Origin of the sequence: Paenibacillus montanisoli (assembly GCF_003268025.1) — a bacterium.
Classification (GTDB): domain Bacteria; phylum Bacillota; class Bacilli; order Paenibacillales; family Paenibacillaceae; genus Paenibacillus_Z; species Paenibacillus_Z montanisoli.
This window is the reverse complement of record NZ_QLUW01000005.1, coordinates 291,519-307,285: the sequence shown is the minus strand read 5'-3', so window position 1 is coordinate 307,285 and position 15,767 is coordinate 291,519. Positions and strand designations below refer to the sequence as shown.

At 58.1% G+C, this 15,767-nt stretch carries 17 protein-coding genes; 6 read left to right on the top strand and 11 right to left on the bottom strand.

Annotated elements, in window-relative coordinates; genetic code table 11:
* Nucleotides 1-238: 238 nt before the first annotated feature.
* Together DL346_RS24025 and DL346_RS24020 are read left to right on the top strand one after the other, a co-directional pair.
* Entirely contained in the window at nt 239-439 is a 201-nt protein-coding gene (locus DL346_RS24025; protein ID WP_112884929.1) for a cold-shock protein, read from the top strand.
* A gap of 123 nt (nt 440-562) precedes the next feature.
* Nucleotides 563-2,965 (top strand): helicase C-terminal domain-containing protein, encoded by a 2,403-nt coding sequence (locus DL346_RS24020; protein WP_112884928.1) that lies wholly within the window; start codon nt 563-565, stop codon nt 2,963-2,965.
* Here DL346_RS24020 and DL346_RS24015 read toward each other — a convergent pair.
* From DL346_RS24015 to DL346_RS23995, 5 genes are all read right to left on the bottom strand, one after another.
* On the bottom strand, nt 2,929-3,723 hold the full coding sequence (locus tag DL346_RS24015; RefSeq protein ID WP_112884927.1) for an anti-sigma factor: 795 nt from the start codon (nt 3,721-3,723) through the stop codon (nt 2,929-2,931). The genes DL346_RS24020 and DL346_RS24015 overlap by 37 nt on opposite strands.
* The gene (locus DL346_RS24010; protein ID WP_112884926.1) at nt 3,723-4,295 is read right to left on the bottom strand and encodes an RNA polymerase sigma factor; all 573 of its coding nucleotides are present in this window, start codon (nt 4,293-4,295) and stop codon (nt 3,723-3,725) included. The genes DL346_RS24015 and DL346_RS24010 overlap by 1 nt, the downstream gene beginning before the upstream one ends.
* Nucleotides 4,296-4,400: 105 nt before the next feature.
* Nucleotides 4,401-5,186 (bottom strand): cupredoxin domain-containing protein, encoded by a 786-nt coding sequence (locus DL346_RS24005; protein WP_165822648.1) that lies wholly within the window; start codon nt 5,184-5,186, stop codon nt 4,401-4,403.
* Between the two features lie 10 nt (nt 5,187-5,196).
* Nucleotides 5,197-6,795, bottom strand: coding sequence for a cupredoxin domain-containing protein (locus DL346_RS24000; RefSeq protein WP_112884924.1), 1,599 nt, complete (start codon nt 6,793-6,795; stop codon nt 5,197-5,199).
* Between the two features lie 89 nt (nt 6,796-6,884).
* Complete coding sequence (locus tag DL346_RS23995) at nt 6,885-7,355, bottom strand: GNAT family N-acetyltransferase (protein WP_165822647.1); 471 nt, start codon at nt 7,353-7,355, stop codon at nt 6,885-6,887.
* A gap of 287 nt (nt 7,356-7,642) precedes the next feature.
* On the opposite strand from DL346_RS23995, the gene DL346_RS23990 reads away from it, so the two are divergent.
* The 3 genes from DL346_RS23990 to DL346_RS23980 all read left to right on the top strand — a co-directional run bounded on the left by DL346_RS23990 (nt 7,643) and on the right by DL346_RS23980 (nt 10,913).
* The gene (locus tag DL346_RS23990) at nt 7,643-8,155 is read left to right on the top strand and encodes a metallophosphoesterase family protein (RefSeq protein ID WP_112884922.1); all 513 of its coding nucleotides are present in this window, start codon (nt 7,643-7,645) and stop codon (nt 8,153-8,155) included.
* Between the two features lie 21 nt (nt 8,156-8,176).
* Complete coding sequence (locus DL346_RS23985; RefSeq protein WP_112884921.1) at nt 8,177-10,162, top strand: elongation factor G; 1,986 nt, start codon at nt 8,177-8,179, stop codon at nt 10,160-10,162.
* A gap of 229 nt (nt 10,163-10,391) precedes the next feature.
* The gene (locus DL346_RS23980) at nt 10,392-10,913 is read left to right on the top strand and encodes a GNAT family N-acetyltransferase (protein ID WP_240633386.1); all 522 of its coding nucleotides are present in this window, start codon (nt 10,392-10,394) and stop codon (nt 10,911-10,913) included.
* 67 nt (nt 10,914-10,980) lie between these two features.
* Here DL346_RS23980 and DL346_RS23975 read toward each other — a convergent pair whose 3' ends face one another.
* On the bottom strand, nt 10,981-11,319 hold the full coding sequence (locus tag DL346_RS23975) for a cupin domain-containing protein (RefSeq protein WP_112884920.1): 339 nt from the start codon (nt 11,317-11,319) through the stop codon (nt 10,981-10,983).
* 21 nt (nt 11,320-11,340) lie between these two features.
* The gene (locus DL346_RS23970; RefSeq protein WP_276311581.1) at nt 11,341-12,381 is read right to left on the bottom strand and encodes an NADH:flavin oxidoreductase/NADH oxidase; all 1,041 of its coding nucleotides are present in this window, start codon (nt 12,379-12,381) and stop codon (nt 11,341-11,343) included.
* A gap of 170 nt (nt 12,382-12,551) precedes the next feature.
* Between DL346_RS23970 and DL346_RS23965 the strand changes: the two genes are divergently transcribed.
* Nucleotides 12,552-13,673, top strand: coding sequence for a nitric oxide synthase oxygenase (locus DL346_RS23965; RefSeq protein ID WP_112884919.1), 1,122 nt, complete (start codon nt 12,552-12,554; stop codon nt 13,671-13,673).
* Between the two features lie 47 nt (nt 13,674-13,720).
* On the opposite strand, the gene DL346_RS23960 is transcribed toward DL346_RS23965, so the two are convergent.
* Genes DL346_RS23960 through DL346_RS23950 form a run of 4 tightly spaced genes read right to left on the bottom strand, consistent with a single transcriptional unit; the run spans nt 13,721 to nt 15,693 of the window.
* Nucleotides 13,721-14,311, bottom strand: a complete 591-nt coding sequence (locus tag DL346_RS23960) for a ferric reductase-like transmembrane domain-containing protein (RefSeq protein WP_112884918.1) — start codon at nt 14,309-14,311, stop codon at nt 13,721-13,723.
* A gap of 32 nt (nt 14,312-14,343) precedes the next feature.
* Nucleotides 14,344-15,225, bottom strand: coding sequence for an FAD:protein FMN transferase (locus tag DL346_RS23955; protein ID WP_165822646.1), 882 nt, complete (start codon nt 15,223-15,225; stop codon nt 14,344-14,346).
* Nucleotides 15,149-15,328, bottom strand: coding sequence for a hypothetical protein (locus DL346_RS28840; protein ID WP_133257567.1), 180 nt, complete (start codon nt 15,326-15,328; stop codon nt 15,149-15,151). Before DL346_RS28840 ends, DL346_RS23955 begins: the two co-directional genes overlap by 77 nt.
* Nucleotides 15,329-15,366: 38 nt before the next feature.
* A complete protein-coding gene (locus tag DL346_RS23950; RefSeq protein WP_112884916.1) occupies nt 15,367-15,693 on the bottom strand; it encodes a hypothetical protein in 327 nt (108 codons plus the stop codon).
* Nucleotides 15,694-15,767 lie beyond the last annotated feature (74 nt).

Sequence of the window (15,767 nt, the reverse complement as noted above, 5' to 3'; positions counted from 1 at the left end):
TGCGCTTTGCGGCCGGATCACAATTGAATTAGACATACTCGCTAACAAATGGTACCACATTGCTTTTCACATATGGTTATGCTAATATGATCTTAGTCATAAAAGAACGAACCTGAATTCACATATTGAAAAGGGTTGTCATTTGTGCGAGATGGTACCTTTTTCAATGTGTGATTTTTTTATTTCGCAAAAACGAAGAAAAAAGTACATGTTAATTTAATTTTGGAGGTAATTCCTAATGCAAACAGGAACAGTTAAATGGTTTAACGCAGAGAAAGGTTTCGGCTTCATCGAAGTTGAAGGCGGCAACGATGTATTCGTACACTTCTCCGCAATCGTAGGTGAAGGCTTCAAAACGCTTGACGAAGGCCAACGCGTTGAGTTCAACGTTGTTCAAGGCAACCGTGGACCACAAGCAGAAAACGTTGTAAAACTGTAGTTTTATAACGAGCCATAAACAGCCCTTAACGAATTTTCGTTAAGGGCTGTTTTTTGTCTGCCCGCACATGATCTGTGGTACAATGGAGGAACAAATGTTCTAATACGGCTTGAGGGAGATGCCATGCGGGAAAGAGTGGAGCTGTCGGTGCGCGCTTTGGTGGAATACGCCTACCGGGGCGGCGATATCGAATCGGGGTTTCATGCGGTCTGCTCGATGACCGAGGGAACGAAGGCACATCAGCGCATTCAGAAGCAGTACGGCGAGCTGGACGAGAAGGAAGTGTACGTCAGCGCGGAGATTGCGATGGAAGGACTTCTCTTTGTCATCGACGGACGCTGCGACGGATTGCTCGCCGCGGATGATGAGGACGGGCTTATTGTCATTGACGAGATCAAGTCCACCGCGGGGCGGCTGCCGGAGGAAATCGGGCATACGTATCCCGTGCACTGGGCGCAGGCTAAGAGCTACGCCTACATGATCGCCAAGGACCGGGGGCTTGAAGAGCTGGCTGTGCAGCTTACCTATGTGCAGGTGGAGAGCGAAGAAGAGCGCCGTTTCCGGCAGACAATGACGCTAGCGGAGCTGGCGCGATTCGTCCAGGAGATGGTCAGCTGCTACTACGCTTGCGCCGCGCAGCAAATTCGGCATGAAGCGCTGCGGGACCGGAGCATTAAGGAGCTGGCGTTTCCTTTCTCATCTTACCGGGAAGGACAGCGGAAGCTGGCGGGGGCGGTCTATCAGTCCATAGCCGGCGGGCATAAGCTGTTTGCCAAGGCTCCCACGGGCATCGGCAAAACGATCTCGACGATCTTTCCATCCGTTAAGGCGATCGGTGAAGGAGTGCTGCAGCGTTTCGTGTATTTGACGGCGAAGACGATTACGCGCACCGCGGCGGAGGAGGCCTTTGCCTTGCTGCAGGCCAAGGGGCTGCATATTCAAGTCGTAACGATGACGGCTAAAGAGAAGATCTGCTTTCAGGAGGAAGTCCGCTGCACGAAGGAGCATTGTCCCTTCGCTGACGGGCATTACGACCGGATTAACGAGGCGCTGCTGGACCTGCGCTCGAATGAGACGTTGATCACGCGCGAGGTGGTGGAGCGGTATGCGCGCAAGCACCGCGTCTGTCCGTTCGAGTTCTCGCTCGATGCGGCTTACGGGGCGGATGCGATGATCGGCGACTACAACTACGTGTTCGATCCTCGCGTCAGCTTGAAGCGGCTATTCGAGGAGCAGAAGCGGCGGACGGCCGTGCTTGTTGACGAGGCGCATAACCTGGTCGACAGGGCGCGGGAAATGTATTCGAGCGAGTTGAACAAAGCGGATTTTCTAGAGGCGCAGCGCGCGTTCAAAGGCGTTTCCGCCGAGATCCATAAGGCGGCGAAGGCGGTCAACGATTATTACATCGCGCAGCGCAAATCGATCGGCGAATCGCGTCAGGATGTAACGGAGGAGCTGCCGCAAACGCTGGTGGAGCTGGTGGGGCATTTTGCGGCGGCGGCGGAGAGGGAGCTGCTGGCCGGCGGCGGCGGAAGCGGCGGAAGCGGGGGGAACCCGCAGCTGCTGGAGCTGTATTTTCGCTGCCAAAGCTTCGTGCGCATCGCGGAGTTGTTCGATGAGCGGTACATCGCTTATACGGAAGTTGTGCGCAGTGACGTGCAGACGAAGCTGTTCTGCCTTGACCCTTCGCATCTGCTGCGCGTAATGAGCAAGGCCTATAAGGCGATGGTGTTTTTCTCGGCGACGCTGACGCCGCTTCACTATTTCATGGATATGCTGGGCGGAAGCGGGGGCGAGGGCGGCGATTATTCGATCGTCATTCCGTCGCCGTTCTCGGCGGAGCAGCTGGAGGTGACGATCGCGCCGCTGTCGACCCGGTACCAGGATCGGGAGCGGACAAAGGCGCCGATCGCGTCGCTCATCGGCAAGCTGACGAAGGAGCTGAAGGGCAATTATTTGGTGTTTTTCCCATCGTACGCCTACATGAAAGACGCCTATGAGCAGTACTGCATATATGTCGGCTGCGATGGGGATACGGGGGGCGAGCCGGCAGGCGGCGTTCGAACGATCATACAGACGCAAGGGATGGCCGAGGAGGAGCGGGAGGCGTTTCTGTCTGCATTTCAAGGGGGCTCCGAGGATACGCTGGTTGGTTTTGCCGTGATGGGCGGCATGTTCTCCGAGGGGATCGATCTGGTCGGAGACCGGCTGACGGGCGTCGTTGTGGTCGGGGTCGGGCTGCCGCAAATCGGGCTGGAGCGCGACATTATGAAGGCATACTTCGACCGCAGCGGGCGAAACGGCTTCGAATACGCGTTTCTGTATCCCGGGATGAATAAAGTGCTGCAGGCAGGCGGGCGCCTTATCCGCTCCGAGCAAGACCGCGGATGCTTGCTGCTGATTGACGACCGCTACCTGCAGCCCCAATATAATCGGCTTTTGCCGCCGGAGTGGCGGAATTACAGCGTACTGCGGCGCGGCGATGCGGCTCAGACCGACCCGAATACCTTTGTGCCGCGCGGCTGATCGCCCCGGTCATCCGGTTCAATCGTAATGCCGATGCTGTCAAAATCCAGTTTCGCCGACGCCATCGGCATCGCCAGTAAACCAATGCCTCGATCCGCCTCGCCGACGCGGAAGGTGCCGGCGCTTGTGCGCAAGCCGTCCTTGATCAGCCATACTTGGTAAGCCTCCTCGCCCTTCGTCGGCGCCGCGCCGAATAAGTAGACGACGAACTGGCGGCTCTTGCCGTTGTCCACGATGCAAGCGACGCCGGTGGATTCGCCGGCGAGAGGCCCTTGCGCCTTCAGCGAGACGAGCTCGGTGATCTGGGCTGCGGATACCTGCAGCGCCTGCTCGACCGGCAAAGGAGCGGCTTGCTGATTATTCAGCAGCTGCACATTCCAGGCGGCCATCAGGACGATGCCCGCAATCGAAGCTGCCAGCAGCGCGGGAAGCAGCTTCTTTCCTCCAAAACGTTTGGTCTGCTTCTCCGGCTGTTCCGGAAAACGGCTTGCGGTATAGTGCTGGTTACTGTCTTCCGGCCGCACGGCCAGCGCCGCGCTCATCACTTGCTTCTTGAGATCGCGAGGCGGCTCGATCCACTCGATATCGGTCGGAAGCGCCTCCCAGGCGGTACGCAATTCGTCCAGCTCCTTCCGGCAGCTGCGGCAGTGAGGGAGATGATGCTCGAAAGCGAGCGATTCTTCTTCCGTGCAAGCGCCCGAGACGTATTCCAGGCAAAGCTCGCATGGAGATGCGGACGGCATATTTTTGTTCTCCATCACATTCCCTCCTCTTCCGCCGGCAAATGTCTGCGTAATATTTTGAGCGTTTGATGCAGCCTATTCTTCACCGTGCCGAGCGGCTGGTTATAGGCGGCGGCCAGCTCGCTTAAGCTGTAGCCCTGCCAATAGAAATGCTCCAGGAGCATGATTTGCTGCGAGCTTAAATGGCGGTATGCGCCGCGGATTTGTTCCTTGAGCGATTGCCGCTCGGCGCTTTCCTCCGGCGAAGCGACGGCTGCATCCGGGATGCGCTCCAGCTCCTCCGGCGCATACGGGAGAAGCTGGGCGTTGATGCGCCGCTGCTTGCGCAGCCAGTCGGTCGTCATATTCCGGGTCACGGTCAGCAGCCAGCTCGTGAAGCGGCCTTTGTCCGGGTTATAGTCCGATTCCGTCGTCCACAGCCGCATGAATACGGATTGGACGATGTCCCGCGCGGACTGCTCCTCCTTTAGCGCCTTCAGGGCGAAGGAGTACACAAGCGCCGCGTACCGGTCGTACAGGACGGAAAGCGCCTTGTGCTGCTTGGCTTTGATGAGCAGCATCAATTCGTGATCGGCAAGATTGTGCATACCTCAGCCTCCAGAACAGACTTCATGCCTAAATCTTATCAAAATAACGCAGAGAGGGTAACCGTTTTATGGCGGTTACCCTTAATCGTGCGGATCGGATTGCTGCTACTTGGCAGAGACGATAATGGTGGCCTGCATCGCCGGATGGGGCGCGCAGTGGTAAGGGAATTCGCCTTCTTTGTCAAAGGTGACCGTCTTCTCCTCGTCTTGGCCGAGGAGACCCGTATCGAAGCTGCTTCCGTCATCGGCGGTAGCCGTGTGCTTCACTGTGTCGCGGTTGATGAATTTGACCGAATCGCCCGGGCGGATCGTGAGGCTGGCCGTGGCAAAAGCGAACTCCTTGATCTCGACGACATACGTCTTCGGCTTCGTGTCGACAGGAGCGGGCTTCGGCTTAGGCGCCGGCTTCGGAGTTGGCTTTGGTTTAGGGGCCGGCGGTGGATCCGCCTTCGTGTCTTTGGCCGGTTCGGCCTTCGCATCATCCGGCTTCTCTCCGGCATCCTTCGGCGGCTCCGCATTTTGCTTGCCGTCATTTCCGGCCTTCGCGTCGGATGGATCTGCAGCCGATGCGTTGCCGCCTGAGCCGCTGTCATCGGTTTGCGGAGCAGGATCCGTCGCAGGCGTATTGCCGCTTGAAGCGCCATCGTCCGCTTGCGGAGCAGGATCGGCGGCAGGTTCGTCGCCGGTCGAAGCCCCATCAGCTGCCGCATTGCCAGTGCCTTCATTCGCGGTCCCGTTCACCGCCATGTCATTGTGGCTGCCATGATCCGCCGTGTTCGGGCTGTCGTTCCTGCCGCAAGCGGCCAGTACTAGACTAAGCAGCAGGAACAAAGCGGCCAGCGTTCCTGCAGACATCGCGACTCTTCGCTTGTTCCGTGCAACCTTCCTCATCGGCATTCACTCATTTCACTATAATTTGACCCGTCATGAACTTCTTATGGGCTTCGCAGAAATAATCGTACGTACCCGGTTTATTGACCGTGATCGTATACGATTCGCCCTTCTTAAGCATCGGCGTGCTGAAGCTGCCGTCGGCCGCAACGGCGTTATGCTCCATATCGTCGTAGTTGGTGAATACGATTTTGGAACCGGCTTCGACCGTTAACGGACCGATGCCGAACGAATAGTCCTTGATGTCGACGCGATAGGTTTTGACCGCCGCGGCGGCCGTCGTGCCTTTGAACGTGGCGGGGTTAATGACATACCACACCTTATTGACATCTTGACCGTTGAAATCGCCGTGCTTGGTGTCCTTAATGAAATAATAGAGCGGGTAGCCTTTATAAGTCGATTGCTTGCTGCCGTCCGAACGCGTGATGGTGCCGAAATCGCCGCTTGCAACGCCGGTCGGCGCGCTGTCGCCATCAGCGTGGTAAGCCGGCCAATTCACGAGGCACTGGCCTTCGCACACGCTGCGATCCGGTGTATCCTTGTCAAAATAGTACAGAGTCCGTCCGTTCGCGTCCGTCAAATAGTTGCCGAGCTCAACAGACGTGCCGAGCATGGCGGCATAGTCCGATTTAGCGACGAACCAGACGCCGTTCACGTTCTCGCCCAGCACATCGCCGGCCTTGGCGTCTTTGACGAAGTAGTAGAGCGGCCATCCTTTATAAGTCGATTGCTTCGTGCCGTCGGCACGGGTGTAAACTCCGAAGTCGCTCGCGTTCAGCGAGGCCGGAATTTGCAGTTGGTCGGCATAGAAGATCGGCCATGCCTGCAAGCATTGACCTTGGCAGGCTTCCAGATTGGCGGCGTCCTTCGTGAAGAAGTACAGCGTCCGCCCCTTGCTGTCCGTTAAATAGGTGCCTACATCGGCCGCCTTGCCGAGGCCGATCCGCTCGCCGGACGGAAGCTGGGCCGATGCGTCGATGACCTTTCTTTGCTGCAGCTGTGCGAAGAGCGTGGAGCCCGCGCTGCCGGTCGCGTTCAGCGCCTCGATCAGCGCCGTAGCGATGTCGGCGTTCGACAATGCAGAGGCGCCCGCAATGTTCTTCAGCCCTTTGCCCGCGGCAAAAGCAAGCGTGCCGCTGTAAGTATAGGCCGTGCCGGATTTGTACCCCAGTACCTCCAGCAGCACTTTATAGAACTGCTGCGCGGTAATGGTTGCGAGCGGGTCGAATTTGCCGCCGCCCGTGCCGTTCCAGCCGAGCTCGGCATGATGATGCAGATAGGCGAGAATCTTTCGGTTGGTCGTGCCTACGAGAGAAGCGTCCTTGAAGCTGCTTCCGTCGCCTTTATAGGCCTCTGCTTCAGCGAGCTTGCCTTGAAGGCGCAGGGAAATGATCGCGGCTTGCATGCGCGTGGAGGTCTTAGCCAAATACGCGTCCGAAACGCCGCTGCCATCACCGAGCAGCAGGCCGAGCTTAGCGGCCGTTTGCGCGTCCGTCGTGACGGACGCACTCGATGTTCCGGCTGCCGAGGCGCTTGCCATTGGCAGCAGTGCAGCTAAACAAACGGTTAAAGATAACAAAAAAAGCCCAAATCGTCGTGCCTTCCTCATCGATCTTCCTCCTTGAATGATTCGTTCTCATAGGGAGGTAACGCAGGGAAGAGCCTAGCGGTTTGAGCCTTCGCAGAATAATTTAATATTTATTTTTCCGGGGCGAGCGATTTCTCGTAGACATTGATCCAAAACCCGTCTATTACGGAGGCTCCGCGGTGCGCGTAGCCGTTATTGAGGAAGAGCCGCTTGGCGCCAAGCTGATTCGTTAAGGCATCTAAGTAGATATGACGGAAGCCAAGCTCCGCCGCCCGCCGCTCCAGCCTAGTCAGCATCTGCAGGCCGTACCCTCGCTGCTGGTAGCTTGGGTGGACGCGCAGTCTTTTAATCTCAGCCGCTTCATTGTCCAGCTTCTTCAGCCCGCCCATCGCCACGACGAGGCCGTCCGGCCCGGTGCCGATAAGAAAATCGCCGCCGTTGTTAAAGTACTCCTCTTCAATATGAAAAATATCGTGGTAATGCTGGTGGGTCGGCTCTACGCCCGCTGCCGGGATCGCAAGAAGATGAAGCTGCCAGATGTCGTCATGGTCTGCGGTGGAATAACGCCTAATGTTGAACATCGCACTCGCTCCTTTTTCCAACCGGATGTAAGCAAGCAAAGCTAAGCCTATTGTAATATAATCTAACATAGGATAAGGCTAGAGTGACAAAACTTTATTGTATATAGCAAGTAAACGAACGGCCATCGTTTGAAACAGCATGTGCATGTCAGGTTGTACATTTGGAATGGATAACTGTTGAATACATGGTGCTTTTGCACAATAATGAAGGTAATAGATAGCGGACGGACGGGCGGCGCGGAAAATGGCGGTCTGCCGGGCACGCGGAGTAAGGGGCTGAAGGCGGCATGAAAGTGGTCGTAGTATCGGACACGCATATGACGCGGATGGCGAAGAAGCTGCCGGAACGGCTGATTCAGGAGCTTCGGGATGCGGATGCGATTTTGCACGCGGGGGATTGGACGGCGTTTTCGGTATTGGACATGCTGCAGGCTTATGCCACAACCGAGGGCGTGGCGGGGAACAATGATGGCGACGAAATCATTGCGAGATTCGGCCACCTCAAGGTGCTCGATATCGGCGGCGTACGGATTGGGCTTGTGCATGGGCATATCGGGACAGGGAAAAGAGAAGATACGGTGACGAATGCGTTCAAATCGTTCGGGCCGGGCAGCGTGGATGTCATCGTTTTCGGCCATTCGCATGTGCCGGTTATTCAAAAGCGCAACGAGGTGCTGATGTTTAACCCGGGCTCACCGACAGATAAGCGGAGGCAAAAGCAGTATTCCTTCGGCGTGTTTACGATTGAGGAAGGCGCGCTTGTTCGTGCCGAGCATGTTTTTTACGACGACAAGAGCTAAATCAGGGGGAGATTGGAAGCTATGAGCGCGCACATGCGTAATGTTGGCATATTCGCTCACGTCGATGCGGGCAAAACGACGACGACCGAGCAAATGCTCTATCAGAGCGGGCATATTCGCGCGCTGGGCAGCGTGGATACGGGAACGACGCACACGGATTGGCTGGACGTGGAGCGAGAGCGCGGCATTTCCGTGCGAGCTGCCGTGACGCGGTTTGCATGGAAGGATGTCGCGATCAACCTCGTGGATACGCCGGGGCACGTCGATTTTCTGTCCGAGGTGGAGCGGTCGCTGCGCGTCATGGACGGCGCGGTACTGATTGTATCCGCCGTGGAAGGCGTACAGGCTCAGACGGAGGTCATTTGGCAGGCGCTGCGCGACCTGTCGATTCCGACCCTGATCTATGTGAACAAAATGGATCGCGTCGGCGCCGATGCTTCCGCGGTTCTCGCCCAGCTGCAACGCCTGCTGTCGCGGCAGTCGGTGCCGGTGATGGCCCCGATCGGAGCAGAGGCCGCATTCGACGGCTGCGTGCCGGTATTGGCCGAGCGGTCGGCGGCTCTGCATCCTTGGGCGGAGCCTTACCGGCGCATGCTGCTCGAGGCCGCGGCAGAGCAGGATGAGGCGCTGCTAGAAGCTTATTTGGAAGGGCAGCCGCTGGACGATGCGCAGCTGGAGCGCGTGCTCGTCGAAGGTGTGCATCGGTGCACGCTGTTTCCGGTGCTGTTCGGGGCATCCAACCGGGGCATCGGGGTGAAGGAGCTGATGGATGCGGTGCTGGCGTATTTGCCGGCTCCGGGAGGCTCGGAGGATGCGCCGGTTTCCGGCGTTATTTTTAAGATGGAACGGGACCCCGTCATGGGTAAAATCGCTTATGTCCGACTCTACGACGGAGTGATCCGCAATCGCGATACGGTGCTGAACTACAGCCGCGACATGCAGGATAAAGTGACGCAAATCCGCCGCGTGCAGGGGCAGAAGACCGAGGATATCGGCGTGCTGAAGGCTGGCGATATCGCGGCGGTCTACGGCTGGAGCCGCGCGCGGATCGGCGATATTATCGGCTCGCCGGAAGGCGTGCCGGGTGAGAAGCGGCTTGCGGTGCCTTTGCTAACCGTACAGGTGCAGTGGCAGAATGAGGCGGAATACCCGGCGGTCGTTGCGGCATTCCAGGAGCTGGCGGACGAGGATCCGCTGTTGGATTTGCAGTGGCTGCAGGATGAGCGGGAGCTGCATTTGAAGGTGATGGGGCCGATTCAGATGGAGGTGCTAACCTCCATTCTGATGAGCCGCTTCAAGCTCGCGGTCAGCTTCGGCGCGCCATCGGTCATATACAAGGAGACGCCGGCCGCGGCAGGGGAAGGGTTTATCGCGTATACGATGCCGAAGCCGTGCTGGGCGATTTTGCGGTTTACGATTGAACCGGGGGAGCGGGGCAGCGGGCTGCTGTACAAGTCGGTCGTGCGCAACGAGAGGCTGCTCGATAGCTACCAGAACGAGGTCGCCCGCCGCGTGCCGGAGGCGCTGCAGCAGGGGCTCCGCGGCTGGGAAGTCACGGATCTGCGCGTGACGCTCATCGAGGGCGAGCACCATGTGTGGCATACCCATCCGCTCGACTTCGTGATCGCAACGCCCATGGGCATCATGAACGGGCTGGCGAACACGGGCACGAAGATGCTCGAGCCGATGCTTCGCTTCCGGCTGTCCGTGCCGGAGGAGTATGGCGGCAAGGTGATGAACGAGCTTGTCCTCATGCGGGGCGAGTTCGGCGCGCCTGTCGTGCGCCAGGAGCGGATGGAGCTGGAGGGGACGCTGCCGGTCGCGACGACGCTCGACTTCCCGGCGCGCCTCGGCTCCATGACGAAGGGCCGCGGCACGCTCACGACCTTCTTCGCGGGCTACAACGAATGCCCGCCCGACGTCGACGTCTCGCGCCAGCGCCGCGGCGTCAACCCGCTCGATCAGGCGCGGTACATCCTCGCCGTGCGCAATGCGCTGAGCGGGTAGTGGGCGGCGATTGAGAGGCAGCAGTTACCGCACATTGGCGGGAAAGCGGTGGAAAGCAGCCCAAGAGAGGCACCGGTTACCGCACATTGGCGGGGAATCGGTGGAAAGCAGCCCAAGAGAGGTACCGGTTACCGCACATTGGCGGGAAATCGGTGGAAAGCAGCCCAAGAGAGGTACCGGTTACCGCACATTGGCGGGAAAGCGGCGAAAAAACTAGGGGGGCGATATTGTGGATGCGCGCATTCAAATCCGGCAGATGATTAGCGATGATGTGGATTTGGTTTTCCATGCACTTGAAGAACACTATATGGGCAAACCGCTAGATTACATTAACAAGTGCTGGGAAGAAAATAAATCGGGTGCAAGAATTACGCTTATAGCCTTATACGATCAGAAGTTTGCAGGATGGCTGCACCTTTTATCGACATCCTATTATCCGTATTTCGTCGATGAAGGAATCCCGGAAATCAACAATTTTGAGGTCGTCCCGACGCTGCGCCGCAAGGGGATCGGCAATGCCTTAATGGATGCCATTGAACAAATCTCGTTCGATAAGTATGGAATTGTCGGAATCGGCGTCGGACTTTATTATGATTACGGAAATGCGCAGCGGCTCTATGTTAAGCGAGGATACATCCCTGACGGAAGAGGAGTCTTCTATGAAGGTAAATACGCGGAGCCTGGCCGTTTCGTGCAAATCGGGCATGAACTCGCGTTGTATTTGACGAAAGAAAAGCCGGCGGGCCGCTAGAACGTAACAGACAAAAAGCTGAGGGCGCAGACATCTAACTGTCTGCAGCCTCTCAGCTTTTTCACGTTCAACCCGTTACGCGGTCACCGCGCGTCGTCGGTGACGAGATGACGAGGAACTCCACCGCTTCGACTGTGGAGCCGAGCATTTGATGCGGCGTCAGCGGCGGCACCTCCACGCCATCCGAAGGGCCAAGAACGACGGGTACGCCGTCTATTTCAAGCGTCGCCGTACCGGCCAGCATGAAGAAAAACTGCCGCGCCCGCTCGTGGTAATGCCGCACCTCGCTGGCTCCGGCCTGCATGCGTTCATGAATGACGCTAAGCCCGTCTTGCTTCACGAGATGCCAGCCGTCGCACAGCCCGCCCCACACGTAATGCTCCGCATTCTGCTTGCTTATCTTCATCCGGGCACCTCGCCGACGGCCTTAATAGCCGCGCTGATATTGACGCGGAATGAATGCCGCCGCTTCGCCGGAGCCCTTCTCTTCGACGGCCTGCAGCGCATGCAGCGCCCAGTACGGGTCGCGCAGCATGCCGCGGGCAACGGCGACGAGATCGGCATGGCCATGGGCGATCGTAGCGTTCGCGAGCTTCGGCTCGTCGAGCAAGCCGACGGCAATGACCGGAACGCCTAGCGCATCCTTCAGCGCCCGGGCAAAAGGCACCTGGTACCCGGCATAGATGGCCGGCCGGGGCGCTCCGCCCAGCGGCGCTTCGCCGCCGCTCGAAACATGGAACATGTCGATGCCGGCATCGCGGTACCGGCGGAAGATCTCGATGCCCTCCTCTAAGGAATAGCCGCCCGGCGAGAACTCGGCCGCGGACACGCGAATGAGAAGCGGCATATCCGCAGGCATAACGCTCCGAACCGCCTGAATGATTTCCACGCCGAACAAAGCGCGGTCGGCGCCGTACTCATCATCGCGTTTGTTAGTGACCGGCGAGTGGAATTGATGGATCAAATAACCGTGAGCGCCGTGAAGCTCGATCGTATCGACGCCGGCTTCCACCGCGCGGCGGGCAGCCTCGCGGAATTTGACGACAAGCTCTTTCACTTCCTCCGTCTTCAAGGCGCGAGGCGTACGGTAAGCTTCGCTAAAGGCAATGGCGGAAGGAGCGACAGGCTCGATCGCATCCTCGGCCTTGCGTCCGGCATGGGCAATTTGAATGCCGATCTTCGCGCCGTAGCGGTGCACTTCCGAAATAATCCGGCGGTAAGCCGGAATCTGCTCATCCGACCATAAGCCGAGGCAGCGGTCCGAAATGCGGCCGTCCGGCTCCACGTCCGTCATCTCCATAATGATGAGACCGGTACCCCCAACCGCGCGGGATACATAATGAACATAATGCCACTCATTCGGCGTGCCGTCCTTGGCCTCAACGGAATACTGGCACATCGGCGCCATGACGATCCGGTTTTTGAGCGCAAGATTTTTCAATGTAAACGCATCTGCTAATCGATTCAACTTCCTTCACTCCTTCATAGCCCCAAAATTAAGGTCAACTAATGCCCAGTATACCCTTGTCACTTACATTTTGAAAGTAGAAATCCATCCACAATTCGTCCACGGGCATTCCAACCGCGTATCCGCTATAATGGAGTCACCATGATTCGGACAGGCAGGAGTCACATCATATGCATAGACATCAAGCTGTTTTAGGCAACGCGCAGCTGCTGCAGAATGCGGAAGCCTATATCAGGCAGTACGGCAGCGAGCTGCAAATCGACGAGGCGGCTACGGCAGCGAGAATAGCCGAGGCTGCGGCGGAGATCGCCGAAAAAGGCACCTACACCCATACCTACGAGGAGCTGGCCTACGGGGCAAAGCTGGCATGGCGCAACAGCAACCGCTGCATCGGCCGGCTGTTCTGGGATTCGTTAACGGTGCAGGATGCCAGGGAAGCGAGAACCGCGGGCGAGATTGCCGAGGCGGTTTTCCATCATATTGAATATGCCACGGGCGGAGGTAAAATATTGCCGACCATTACCGTATTTGCTCCCACGGAAGACGCGGATCGGCCCAACGTCCGGATTTGGAACGACCAGCTCATCCGATATGCCGGCTATGAACAGCGCGACGGCACGGTGCTCGGCGATCCGATTTCGCTGCAATTGACGCGCAAGTGCATGGAGCTTGGCTGGCGCGGCGCCGGTACCGCATTCGACGTGCTGCCGCTTGTCATCCAAGTCGGCACGAAACCGCCGGAGTGGTTCGACATCCCGAAAGACATCGTCCTGGAGGTGCCGCTGACGCACCCGGACTACCCGGCTTTCGAAACGGAGCTGCAGCTCAAATGGTATGCGGTCCCGTTCGTCTCGAACATGCGGCTTGAGATCGGCGGGCTTCATTATACGGCGGCACCGTTCAACGGCTGGTACATGGGGACCGAGATCGGCGCCCGCAACTTGGCCGATCCGTTCCGTTACAATAAGTTGCCTGCCGTCGGGTCGCTGTTGGGTCTGGATACAAGCAGCGAGGTTACGCTGTGGCGGGACCGGGCGCTTGTGGAACTGAACGTGGCGGTGCTGCATTCCTACAAAACGCAAGGCGTGGCGATCGTCGACCACCATACCGCTGGCAAGCAGTTTATGCTGTTCGCGGAGAAGGAGCGGCAGCAAGGGCGGACGCCCACGGGGCGGTGGTCATGGCTGATTCCGCCGATGTCTCCGGCGACGACGGCGATTTATCATAACCGGTACGAGGATACCGAGCTGACGCCGAATTATTTTTATCAACAGTCCCCCTTCGACCAGTGAAAATAAGCGCAGTCTGCATGGACTGCGCCTTTATTTTTGCATAGGCGTTAGATTTCGTGAATAGCGACGGGTTTGGCGGCGTTTCCCCCGGAAGGCCGTTTCTTCGCGCCAGCGGAGCGTTTGGTTGCGCGGACTGCGGTTAGCCCTAGAATGAGCAGAGCCGACAGGGCGTACAGCATCCGTATGATGGGCAGTTCGCTGTCTGTGCCGAGGAAGAAGCCGTGAACGAACGCGGTGGCGTAAATCGGATAGGACAGCAGGTGAAACAACAGCCAGAGCGGCCGTTTCAGCTTGTTGCGCAGGTCCGTGGTCAAAATCACAATCAGCATGCCATAGCCGCAGAGCGTGCCGAGTCCGCTTAATATCGGAGCATGGGCGGCCGAGAAGGGGATCAGCAGATCGCGCCAAGAGTACGGACTGTAGGTATCGATAACCGTAGTGGCGCCGTGCAGGAGGCCAATGGCCGTACCGGCAATGGTCAAAAAAGAGTGGACCCGATAGACGCTTCGTTTGGCCGACTTCCACCAGAAGGAGTACGAGATGCCAAGCGCCATGCCAAGCGTCAGCAGCAAGAAGGCGGCTAAGCCGGCGACACGAATGATCTGCCATGTAGAAAGCTGCAATAAGAATTCAATCAAGACGTTCACCTTCTTTTTATCGTAATGGAGTATTAGGCAATATGATCGATCTGCACATTGCGCCAGGTGGTATGAACGGACGAAGGGCTGCCGTAGAAAATAATCCGTTTATCGCGTCCGAACAGGAGCGCTTCGACTGGAGCGGCGCGGCGTGCCAGCAAAGCGAGGCCGGCTTCGCTGCCGAGGATGCACAGCGTCTTCGCCCATATTTCGCAGGCGACTGGATCGCTGCCGGCGGTTGTACATTGCACGATATCGCTGCTGCTTGGAAGCAGCGTCGCAGGATCGATGAGATGATGCATGCGGCCGAGTTTCGTCTGCCATTGCCGGCCAAGCGTGCTCGAGGTGGCGGATGCGCCGTTCGTGAAACAGATATGGCCGATATCGGCCCTGCTGTCCCAGGGATTCTCAATGCCGATGCGCCAAGGCTTCGCTTCGGGCAGTCCCCAGGCGGTGAGGTCGCCCCCGGCATTAATAAGGCCGAATGCGGCCTGGCGCTTGGTGCGGAACCAGCCTGCGAGCCGCTTCACGGCCCAGCTCTTGACGATGCCGCCTAGATCGAGCGAGCTGCCCGCGGGCAGCGTAACGGAGCGCATGGCCGCATGAAGCGTGAAGGGCTGCCGCACCGCCAAAGGCTGCGACGGCTGAACAGGCGATGCAGCCGTCCCGGCTGCGAGCTTCTCGAAGGAACGGCTGTATCCGCAGAGCCGCAGCGCTTCATGGACGAAAGGGTCGAATGCGCCGTCGGTCAGGTCTTGATACAGCGAGGATAGCTGCAGCACCTCCAACATCGCCGCGGAGACGAGGACAGGGCTTCCGGCATGCCGGTTCAGCCGGCTAAGCTCGCTGTGGGGCAGGAAACAACTGAAACCGCTCCTCGGCCTGGTCGAACCAGGATTGCGCCTCGCGCTCAAGGAGATCGGCTTCCGCTTCGCAGCTGCATGGAAGAGTGCAGGTAACCGCGGTGTTCATCGACTCGAATTGAAAGGTTACCGTGTCGTTCAGGCTTTTCATCACGGGGTTACACTCCTTTCCTAAGGGGTAAGGCTTCGATATCAGGAGCGGCTTGTACGGGTATCGGAGCCGCCGTCTGATGAAGAGAAGCCGGAATCGCCGCGCCCCGAGAAATGGCGGCTTCCTCTTCGCTGCTGCCGATCGCCGCCGGGGGCGTCGTCACTGACTGACGATTGCCACTCTTGCATAACCGAATCATCTTGCCCTTGCTGGAATGCGGGCGTATCTTCGGGGGTGTTTTTAGCTGCTGCAACCCGGTCAAGCTGAAGCTCGAATTGCGGACTCGATTTGACGAGCTGGAACACAACGACGAGGAGCGCGGCGCAGACGGCGCCGATTTTCCATTTCAGCCATTTTGCTGCGTGCATGGAGAAAGGCCTCCTTTTTACTTGAATTCATCTTGATGATCATTGTAGCGCTTCAAGATGAAATTTAGGTGAAA

Excerpts from the sequence above, each read along its gene's own strand:
- DL346_RS24025 (WP_112884929.1), top strand. The coding sequence starts at position 239 with ATGCAAACAGGAACAGTTAAATGGTTTAACGCAGAGAAAGGTTTCGGC.
- DL346_RS24020 (WP_112884928.1), top strand. The coding sequence starts at position 563 with ATGCGGGAAAGAGTGGAGCTGTCGGTGCGCGCTTTGGTGGAATACGCC.
- DL346_RS24015 (WP_112884927.1), bottom strand. The coding sequence starts at position 3,723 with ATGGAGAACAAAAATATGCCGTCCGCATCTCCATGCGAGCTTTGCCTG.
- DL346_RS24010 (WP_112884926.1), bottom strand. The coding sequence starts at position 4,295 with ATGCACAATCTTGCCGATCACGAATTGATGCTGCTCATCAAAGCCAAG.
- DL346_RS24005 (WP_165822648.1), bottom strand. The coding sequence starts at position 5,186 with ATGAGGAAGGTTGCACGGAACAAGCGAAGAGTCGCGATGTCTGCAGGA.
- DL346_RS24000 (WP_112884924.1), bottom strand. The coding sequence starts at position 6,795 with ATGAGGAAGGCACGACGATTTGGGCTTTTTTTGTTATCTTTAACCGTT.
- DL346_RS23995 (WP_165822647.1), bottom strand. The coding sequence starts at position 7,355 with ATGTTCAACATTAGGCGTTATTCCACCGCAGACCATGACGACATCTGG.
- DL346_RS23990 (WP_112884922.1), top strand. The coding sequence starts at position 7,643 with ATGAAAGTGGTCGTAGTATCGGACACGCATATGACGCGGATGGCGAAG.
- DL346_RS23985 (WP_112884921.1), top strand. The coding sequence starts at position 8,177 with ATGAGCGCGCACATGCGTAATGTTGGCATATTCGCTCACGTCGATGCG.
- DL346_RS23975 (WP_112884920.1), bottom strand. The coding sequence starts at position 11,319 with ATGAAGATAAGCAAGCAGAATGCGGAGCATTACGTGTGGGGCGGGCTG.
- DL346_RS23965 (WP_112884919.1), top strand. The coding sequence starts at position 12,552 with ATGCATAGACATCAAGCTGTTTTAGGCAACGCGCAGCTGCTGCAGAAT.
- DL346_RS23950 (WP_112884916.1), bottom strand. The coding sequence starts at position 15,693 with ATGCACGCAGCAAAATGGCTGAAATGGAAAATCGGCGCCGTCTGCGCC.